The organism is Pontibacter sp. HSC-14F20 (assembly GCF_019599265.1).
Classification (GTDB): domain Bacteria; phylum Bacteroidota; class Bacteroidia; order Cytophagales; family Hymenobacteraceae; genus Pontibacter.
In genome coordinates, this window is record NZ_JAHZTC010000090.1 from 1 (window position 1) to 255 (window position 255).

General features: G+C 53.7%; 1 pseudogene. It reads right to left on the reverse strand.

The features are described 5' to 3' along the window. Positions 1-255: pseudogene (locus K3G39_RS20630) on the reverse strand (IS5/IS1182 family transposase); the annotation flags it as partial.

A 255-nucleotide genomic window follows, 5' to 3' on the forward strand; every position in this document is an offset into this window, starting at 1 on the left:
AATTGCCCGTTCTTCATGTGATCCTCCTTCATGCGCATGAAGGTGGCCTCCTCGTCCGTTTTGCTGTAGCTGTTGCGCTCCCCAAGTTTTTCTAACTGCTCTTCATATTTTTGCAGCCGCGGCAGGTGCTCTTCAGCGAGCTTTTTGACCTGCTTCTGTTCCTTTTTGCCCAGTTCCTTTACCCGCTCGTTGAGCTGGCGAATCTCTTCTCTCAGGCGCTGGGCATCCACCTTCTCGGGTGCTTTCTCCTCGGGC